At 70.9% G+C, this 8542-nt stretch carries 6 protein-coding genes; 3 read left to right on the top strand and 3 right to left on the bottom strand.

The genetic code is table 11. From position 1 onward, the window contains the following. Positions 1-151: 151 nt before the first annotated feature. The gene (locus ACFY8U_RS30080; RefSeq protein ID WP_389575399.1) at positions 152-2122 is read left to right on the top strand and encodes an acetoacetate--CoA ligase; all 1971 of its coding nucleotides are present in this window, start codon (positions 152-154) and stop codon (positions 2120-2122) included. A 56-nt stretch (positions 2123-2178) separates the two neighbouring features. Here ACFY8U_RS30080 and ACFY8U_RS30085 read toward each other — a convergent pair whose 3' ends face one another. After that, positions 2179-3498: an aminotransferase class I/II-fold pyridoxal phosphate-dependent enzyme gene (locus ACFY8U_RS30085; RefSeq protein WP_389575400.1), complete on the bottom strand. Its 1320-nt coding sequence runs from the start codon at positions 3496-3498 to the stop codon at positions 2179-2181. 48 nt (positions 3499-3546) lie between these two features. Here ACFY8U_RS30085 and ACFY8U_RS30090 point away from each other — a divergent pair, with 48 nt between their 5' ends. Then, complete coding sequence (locus tag ACFY8U_RS30090; protein WP_389575401.1) at positions 3547-4830, top strand: MFS transporter; 1284 nt, start codon at positions 3547-3549, stop codon at positions 4828-4830. Between the two features lie 22 nt (positions 4831-4852). Further along, the gene (locus ACFY8U_RS30095) at positions 4853-5749 is read left to right on the top strand and encodes a hypothetical protein (protein ID WP_389575402.1); all 897 of its coding nucleotides are present in this window, start codon (positions 4853-4855) and stop codon (positions 5747-5749) included. A 66-nt stretch (positions 5750-5815) separates the two neighbouring features. Here the strand turns inward: ACFY8U_RS30095 and ptsP are convergent, their stop codons facing one another. Continuing rightward, positions 5816-7486, bottom strand: a complete 1671-nt coding sequence (gene ptsP, locus ACFY8U_RS30100; RefSeq protein ID WP_389575403.1) for a phosphoenolpyruvate--protein phosphotransferase — start codon at positions 7484-7486, stop codon at positions 5816-5818. 83 nt (positions 7487-7569) lie between these two features. Further along, positions 7570-8019 (bottom strand): PTS glucose transporter subunit IIA, encoded by a 450-nt coding sequence (locus tag ACFY8U_RS30105; protein ID WP_361604475.1) that lies wholly within the window; start codon positions 8017-8019, stop codon positions 7570-7572. Positions 8020-8542 lie beyond the last annotated feature (523 nt).

Consider the following 8542-nt stretch of genomic DNA (forward strand, 5'->3'; position numbering starts at 1 on the left):
GGAGCACATATTCAGCCGTCCGACCATGGGCGGGGAACCCTGGTGCGAAAGACGATCACATGGCATCGTCCCTGTCAGCCGCGTCACGCGCACACCCCAGCACGTGCGCGCGACACACGCAGACCCGCGTACGCCCAGGGAGAGCCGTTCCATGACATCAGCGCACACCGAGCCGCTCTGGCAGCCGGACGAGGAACGCATCGCCGCCGCCGCGGTGACCCGTTTCCAGTCCTGGGCCGCCGAGCGGCACGGAGCCCCGTCCGAGGGCGGGTACCCGGCCCTGCACCGGTGGTCGGTCGACGAGCTGGAGTCGTTCTGGCAGGCCGTCGCCGAGTGGTTCGACATCCGCTTCGCCACGCCGTACGAGCGTGTCCTCGGCGACCGCTCGATGCCCGGCGCCGCGTGGTTCCCCGGAGCGACCCTCAACTACGCCGAGCACGCCCTGCGCGCCGCCGAGGAGCGCCCCCACGACACGGCTCTGCTCCATGTGGACGAGACACATGAGCCGCGCCCCATCAGCTGGGCCGAGCTGCGCCGGCAGGTCGGCTCGCTCGCCGCCGAGCTCCGCGCCCTGGGCGTGCGCCCCGGCGACCGCGTCAGCGGATACCTGCCCAACATCCCCGAGGCCGTCGTCGCCCTCCTCGCCACGGCAGCCGTCGGCGGTGTCTGGACCTCCTGCGCGCCCGACTTCGGCGCGCGCAGCGTCCTGGACCGCTTCCAGCAGGTCGAGCCGGTCGTCCTGTTCACGGTCGACGGCTACCGCTACGGCGGCAAGCAGCACGACCGCCGCGACACCGTGACCGAGCTGCGCGCCGAGCTCCCGACGCTCCGTGCCGTGGTCCATATCCCGCTCCTCGGCACCGAGGCCCCCGAAGGGGCTCTCACCTGGGCCGACCTGACGGCGGCCGACGTGGAGCCGGTCTTCGAGCAGGTCGACTTCTCCCACCCCCTGTGGGTGCTGTACTCCTCCGGCACCACCGGCCTGCCCAAGGCGATCGTGCAGTCCCAGGGCGGGATCCTGATCGAGCACCTGAAGCAGCTGGGTCTCCACTGCGACCTCGGCTCCGAGGATGTGTTCTTCTGGTACACCTCCACGGGCTGGATGATGTGGAACTTCCTCGTCTCCGGCCTGCTGACGGGCACCACGGTCGTCATCTACGACGGCAGCCCCGGCTACCCCGACACCGGCGCCCAGTGGCGCGTCGCCGAACGGACCCGGGCCACGCTCTACGGCACCTCCGCCGCGTACGTCATGGCGTGCGCCAAGGCGGACGTCCACCCGGGCCGGGACTTCGACCTCTCGGCGATCAAGTGCGTCGCGACGACCGGTTCCCCGCTCCCGCCGGACGGCTTCCGCTGGCTCCACGACGAGGTGCGCGAGGACCTCTGGATCGCCTCGGTCAGCGGCGGCACGGACGTCTGCTCCTGCTTCGCGGGAGCGGTCCCCACCCTCCCCGTCCACATCGGCGAGCTCCAGGCGGCCGGCCTGGGCACGGACCTCCAGTCCTGGGACCCCTCCGGCAAGCCGCTGATCGGCGAGGTCGGCGAACTCGTCGTCACCAACCCGATGCCGTCCATGCCGATCCACTTCTGGAACGACCCGGACGGCAGCCGCTACCGCGACAGCTACTTCGAGATGTTCCCGGGCGTCTGGCGCCACGGCGACTGGATCACGATCACCGACCACGGCTCGGTCGTCATCCACGGCCGCTCCGACTCCACCCTGAACCGGCAGGGCGTACGGATGGGCAGCGCGGACATCTACGAGGCCGTCGAACGCCTCCCGGAGATCCGTGAATCCCTCGTCATCGGCCTCGAAGAGCCCGACGGCGGCTACTGGATGCCGCTCTTCGTCCACCTCGCGGACGGCGCGACCCTGGACGAGGCACTGATCGGCCGCATCAAGCAGACGATCCGTACCGAACTCTCCCCGCGCCACGTCCCCGACGACATCATCGAGGTGCCCGGCGTCCCGCACACCCTCACGGGCAAGCGCATCGAGGTCCCCGTCAAGCGCCTCCTCCAGGGCACCCCGATGGCCAAGGCGGTCAACCCGGGCTCGGTCGACAACCTCGATCTGCTGCACTTCTACGAAGAGGTGGCCCGCAAGCGGAAGCATTGAGACACGCCGCGGGGGAGCGGCCAGGCGGCCCGGCTCCCCCGCCCGTCACCCGAGTCCTACCCCTCGTACGTCGCCTGTGCCTCTCCCAGCACCTCCGCGAAGTCCGCCGCAAGCCGCCGAGCGGCCGCCACGTCCAGGGCCGACGTCGTGATCCGCACCGCCGTCGGTGACGCGATCCGGAAGCGCGCCCCGGCCGCGACCCACCACCCGCGCGTCCGCAGCCCGTTGACCACCGCCGACTCGTCCCGTACGGGCACCCACACATTGAGCCCGTTCGCCCCGGCCGACCGGATGCCGTACGAGCCGAGCGCGCCGATCAGCGCCTGCCGCCGCTCCGCGTACGCGACTTCCCCGGCCGCCACCAGCCGGGCGACCGCAGGGTCGGAGAACAGCCCGACGACCGTCTCCTGAAGGATGTGGCTGACCCAGCCGGAGGTCATCAGCATCCGGCCGTCGTGGCGCGCCAGCGTCACCGGATCGCCGGCGAGTCCCGCCCATCGCAGGTCGACGCCCAGCCGCTTGGAGACCGTCCGCACCTGTGCCCACCGCTCGAGCCCCGAGGCGGCCAGCGTGGGTGCCTCAGGGCCGGCGAGCTGTGCGTTGTAGTCGTCCTCGACGACCAGAACCTCGGGGAACTCCCTCACCATCGCGGCCAGTTCGTCGCGCCGCCGGGGCGTGAAGGACGCCCCGGTCGGGCACTGGGCGCGTGGGCTGCAGACCAACGCCCGCACCCCGGCCCGCAGCGCCGTCCGCAGGGCGTCCGGGGTCATTCCCTCCTCGTCCACGGCGACCGGCACCATCCTCAGGCCCAAGGCCGTCACCAGGTCGAGGAGATGGTGGAACCCTGGGTCCTCCACGGCCACCGCGTCACCCGGCCGCAGCTCGACGGAGAGCAGCCGGGCGATGCAGTCGAGCGCCCCGTGGGCGAAGGTCACCCGCTCCGCCGGTACGCCGTCCCGGGCGAACCAGGCGCGGGTCAGGTCTTCGAGCGTCGTGAGCCGGGGCGCGGCGCGGTGTGAGCCGTACACCGGCCGAATCTCCGACGGGGGGCGCAGGACCGGCAGGAAGGCGGGGTCGGGCAGGCCGCTGGCCAGGTCCACCAAGCCTGGCGGAACCCTCGGCGGTCGCCTCGAGGCAGCCGATGCCGCCTCCGCCACCACCGTGCCGCCCCGGCCGTGCGTGACCACCAGGCCCCGCCGCCGCAGCTCCTTGTACGCCGTCGCGACCGTGCCGGCACTGACCCCCAGCTCGTCCGCGAGCCGGCGCACGGGAGGCAGCGCGACGCCCGGGGCGAGCTCGCCCTCCGTCACGCCGCGTTCGACGGACGCGGCGATCCCCTTGGCCGTCGTCCCCTGAATCGAATATTGTGTTGCCACGTACTGAACTATGTATCAATACAAAACTCAGGTCAAGGGGGGAACCGAGTGAGCCGCCGGACTTCGTGGCACCGCACCGTCCTCAAGCGCATACCGGGCGGCCGCGACGGCCGCCGCATGCTCCTCGTCAGCATCATCGACAAGACCGGCACCGGCCTCTGGGCCGCCTGCACCGTCCTCTACTTCACCTACGTCTCCGGCCTCGGCCTCGGCCAGGTAGGCCTCCTCATGACGGTCTCCGGCGGCGTCGGCATCGCGGGCGCCCCGATCGCCGGCCGCCTCGCCGACCGCTTCCCCCTCGTCCGCCTCATCGCCGGCGCCCAACTCGTACGCGGCGGCGCGCTCCTCGCCCTCCTCACCACCGACAACTTCCTCCTGCTGACGCTCTACTCCGCGCTCGGCGCCCTCCCCGACCGCGCCGGCAGCGTCCTCATCAAGCTGTACGCGGCCCGCCAGGCCGGACCCGACCGCGTCCGCTACCAGGCCATCCAACGCACCACCGTCAACATCGGCTGGTCCATCGGCGGCCTGGGCGCCGCCGCCGCACTCGCCACCGGCAGCACCCGCGCCTACGCACTGCTCCTCGTGGGCAATGTCGTCTCGTACCTCGTCATCGCCGTCCTCACCCTGCGCTGCGCCGAACCCCCCGCCCCCTCCCGGACCGCCGCCACCTCCCGAACCGCCGAGGACCGGGCACCCGCCTCACCGGCGAGCCCCTGGCGCGACCGCACCTTCCTCGCCTACACGGCCACCGACGCCGCACTCTTCCTCGACGACACGATCCTCCAGGTCGCCGTCCCGCTCTGGATCGTCCACGCCACCACCGCACCCGTCGGGATGGCCCCGCTGCTGCTGGTCCTCAACACCGTCCTGGTCGTTCTCTTCCAGGTCCCGCTCGCCCGCTTCGGCGCCACCAGCCGGGCTGCCCGGCGCCTCCTCGTCCCCCTCACCGGCCTCTTCGTCGTCGGCACCCTCGCGCTCGCGGCCTCCGCAGCCGGGGACCGCGCCCTCGCCATCACGGCGCTCGTCGCCGCCGTCGTCGCCTTCACCTTCGCCGAGATCATCCACGCGACCGCATCCTGGGAACTCTCCGTCGCCCTCGCCCCTGCGGAAGCACAGGGCGCCTACCTCGGCGTCCACGGACTCGCCCAGTCCACCCAGCGTTTCGCAGGCCCCCTCCTCGTCACCGGCGTCATCTCCGCCGGCGCTCTCGCCTGGCCCCTCCTCGGCCTCGGCCTCGTCGCCGCGGGCGCGGCACAGCACCGCGTGATCCGCGACCGCCTCGCCGAACCGTCACTGTCAGTGCCGACAGTTACGGTGAGTGAGCAGTGATCGACAGCGCTCAGGGGGAGACATGACCAAGCCCGGCACCACCACATCCATGCGCCGCGCCCTGCGCCGCGAAGTCCCCAGCACCGTCGGCCTCCTCGCCGACGCGGACGACTTCACGGCCATGCGCCGATACGCCACCTTCGCCTTCGACGACCACCCGGACTACCTCCGGCAGGTCGAAGGCCTCCTCAAGTCCCTCGCCAACCAGGGCGGACACACCACGGTCGCCCTCTTCGACCCCGAGGAGTACGCGCAGTACTGCGAGGACACCGGCCTCGACCCCGACCGGCCCGCCAACCGCAGCCGCTACACCGCCGAACTGGCCGCTACCGGCGCCCTCGTCGCGTACACCGGGCAACCCATGACCACCCTCGTCCCCACCCTCATCGACACCACCGTCCGCCACGCCACCTGGGAGTACGCCTCCACACTCCTCGCCGACACCGGAGACTGCGCCTCCTGCGGAAAGGACATCGGCCGAGCCGCCTTCGCCCACGCCTCACGCCTGCTCACACGGCTCCTCGAAGCCGCCGGCCCCGGCAGCCACCACCTCGTCTGCAGCGTCCCCGCGGACGACGAACACCTCGTCGCCGTACTCCACGCCACCCGCGACGGGGCAGGCCCCACCCACCTCGACAGCGGCGAAGGAGCCGAATTCGCCACCGTCCTCGCCGCCGGAATCGCCCTCGACAGCTTCGGGGGAGTGGTCCTGCGCACCCAACGCCCGGGAACACCCGACCGTCTCCACGGCTGGCGCCTCACAGGAGGGACCCTGCAACCCCTCACCGAAGCCGAGGTCTTCAGCGCCTACTGCACCGACGCCCACACCGGCGAACCGGTCGCCCCGGAACCCGGCGTCGACTACCGGGCCGGCTTCCCCCTCACCCCCGACGAGGACGACTGGCCCTCCCACCACTGACGCCGAAGGGGCTCCCCGCCACATCCGTGACGGGAAGCCCCTTCGACACCTACGAACGAACCGGGATCACTCCCCGGACAGCACCGCCTGCGCGGCCACCCGGGCCTCCTCGGCCGTGTCGGCGGCCCGAGCCGCCGCAGCGGCCCGCTCGCACTGAGCCAGCGTGTACTTCGCCAGCGTCGCCCGCACATAGGGGATCGACGCAGCACCCATGGACAGAGAGGTGACACCCAGACCCGTCAGCACACAGGCCAGCAGCGGATCCGAAGCGGCCTCACCACAGACACCACAGCTCTTGCCCTCGGCCTTGGCCGCCTCGGCGGACAGCGCCACCAGGTCGAGCAGCGCCGGCTGCCACGGATCCTGCAGCCGCGACACGGCACCGACCTGACGGTCGGCGGCGAAGGTGTACTGCGCCAGGTCGTTGGTACCGAGCGACAGGAACTCCACCTCCTGCAGGATCGAACGAGCCCGCAGAGCGGCCGAGGGGATCTCCACCATCGCACCGAACTTCGCCTGCAGCCCCGCCTCACGGCACGCGTCGGCGAACGCCTTCGCATCCGTACGGTCGGCCACCATCGGCGCCATCACCTCGAGGTACACCGGCAGACCCTCGACGGCCTTCGCCAGCGCGGTCAGCTGCGTCCGCAGCACCTCCGGGTGGTCGAGCAGCGACCGCAGACCCCGCACACCCAGCGCCGGGTTCGGCTCGTCCGCCGGAGTCAGGAAGTCGAGCGGCTTGTCCGCCCCGGCGTCCAGCACACGCACGACCACCCGGCCCTCGGGGAAGGCCTCGAGCACCTTGCGGTACGCCTCGACCTGCTTCTCCTCCGACGGCGCCTTCTTGCTGTCGTCCAGGAAGAGGAACTCCGTACGGAACAGGCCGACACCCTCAGCGCCGGCCTCCACCGCGGCCGGCACGTCCGCCGGACCACCGACGTTGGCGAGCAGCGGCACCTTGTGCCCGTCCGAGGTCGCGCCCGGACCACTGGAAGCGGCCAGCGCGGCCTTCCGCGCGGCGGCGGCCTCGGTCAGCCGCGCCTTCCGCTCCTCGGTCGGGTTCACGAAGATCTCCCCGGTGGAACCGTCCACCGCGATGACCGTGCCCTCACCGATCTCGCCCGCGCCCGGCAGCGCCACGACGGCAGGCACACCCAGCGCCCGCGCGAGGATCGCGCTGTGGCTGGTCGGCCCGCCCTCCTCGGTCACGAAACCGAGCACGAGCGCCGGGTCGAGCAGCGCCGTGTCCGCGGGAGCGAGGTCCCGCGCGATCAGCACGTACGGCTCGTCGCTGTCCGGCACACCCGGCATCGGCACACCGAGCAGGCGGGCGACGATACGGTTCCGCACGTCGTCGAGGTCGGCCACGCGCCCGGCCATGTACTCGCCCGCACCCGCGAGCAGCTCGCGGTAGTGGGAGAACGCGTCGTAGATACCGCGCTCGGCGGTGCTGCCGACCGCGATCCGACGGTCGACGTCGGCGATGAGCTCGGGGTCCTGGGCGATCATCGCCTGGGCCTCCAGCACATGCTGAGCCTCGCCGCCCGCCAGATTGCCGCGCGCGATGAGGTCGGCGGCCACAGCCTCCACGGCCTGACGGGCGCGCCCCTGTTCGCGCTCCGCCTCCTCGGCGGGAATCTGCTTGGCCGGCGGCTCGAGAACCGCCGTACCCATGTGCCGGACCTCGCCGATCGCCACTCCGTGGCTGACGCCGACGCCTCGCAGCGTTGTCTCCATCTCACCCGTCTCCGATAGAGCGGCGGCATCCGGCCGCCGCGATGAATGTCGAACTCGTGGTCGTCACGAGGACGACGCCGGCCTCAGCGCCAGCTGAAGAGCTGGTCGTCGGCCTTCACGTCGCCGCTGTCCACGACATCGGAGAGAGAGTCGGCCGTGGCCTCCAGGGCCACGACGGGGCAGATCGGGGACTTGCCGGCGGCCTCGACCTCGGCGGGGTTCCAACGGACGACGGCCTGTCCCCGCGTCACGGTGTCCCCCTTGTTCACGAGCAGCTCGAAGCCCTGCCCGTTGAGCTGAACGGTGTCGATCCCGAGGTGGGTCAGCACTCCGTGTCCCTCGCCGTCCACGACGACGAACGCGTGCGGGTGCAGAGAGACGATGACGCCGTCGACCGGCGACACGGCCTCCGACGGCTCACGTACGGGATCGATGGCGGTGCCGGGACCGACCATCGCGCCGGAGAAGACCGGGTCGGGTACTGCGGCAAGACCGATGGCGCGTCCAGCAAGCGGCGACGTCACGGTTGTCATGGGAAGCCTCCCAGGGGCGGAGATGGTGTGGCGCCGTCACTGCCTGTCCCGGACGGCGTACTGTTCAGAAGCGTATGTCATGGGAAGTCCCGGTTCCGCACGAGACGTACCAGTTGGCGGACCTAGGACTAGCCGGAAGCGATTTGCCTCTACTGACGGTGAGATGTACTGTCGTACTCCTGCCTGACCCCAACGCGACTTCGAGTCGTGGGTCGGCAGCACCTATCAAGCCAGATCCTAACCCCAGTGGTCTACACCTCTGCATGCCTGCGGAGGGGTGGTCAGGGGGAGCGAAAAAGCCTGGTAGTGTTTGACCCCGCCGCAAGGGAAAGCGCGAAAAGTAAATTCCCGAAACGGCAAACCCGTTCCAGCGGGTGGCGGAAACGGAAATCGGATCTGCTAAGCTGGAACACGAAAGACCGAAGGGAAAAAGCCCGGAGGAAAGCCCGAGAGGGTGAGTACGAAGGAAGCGTCCGTTCCTTGAGAACTCAACAGCGTGCCAAAAATCAACGCCAGATTAGTT

Origin of the sequence: Streptomyces sp. NPDC012508 (assembly GCF_042902595.1) — a bacterium.
In the GTDB taxonomy this organism is placed as follows: domain Bacteria; phylum Actinomycetota; class Actinomycetes; order Streptomycetales; family Streptomycetaceae; genus Streptomyces.

Bases quoted from the DNA above. Each gene is read 5' to 3' on its own strand.
- ptsP (WP_389575403.1), bottom strand. From the start codon at position 7,486: ATGGAGACAACGCTGCGAGGCGTCGGCGTCAGCCACGGAGTGGCGATC.
- ACFY8U_RS30105 (WP_361604475.1), bottom strand. From the start codon at position 8,019: ATGACAACCGTGACGTCGCCGCTTGCTGGACGCGCCATCGGTCTTGCC.
- ACFY8U_RS30080 (WP_389575399.1), top strand. From the start codon at position 152: ATGACATCAGCGCACACCGAGCCGCTCTGGCAGCCGGACGAGGAACGC.
- ACFY8U_RS30095 (WP_389575402.1), top strand. From the start codon at position 4,853: ATGACCAAGCCCGGCACCACCACATCCATGCGCCGCGCCCTGCGCCGC.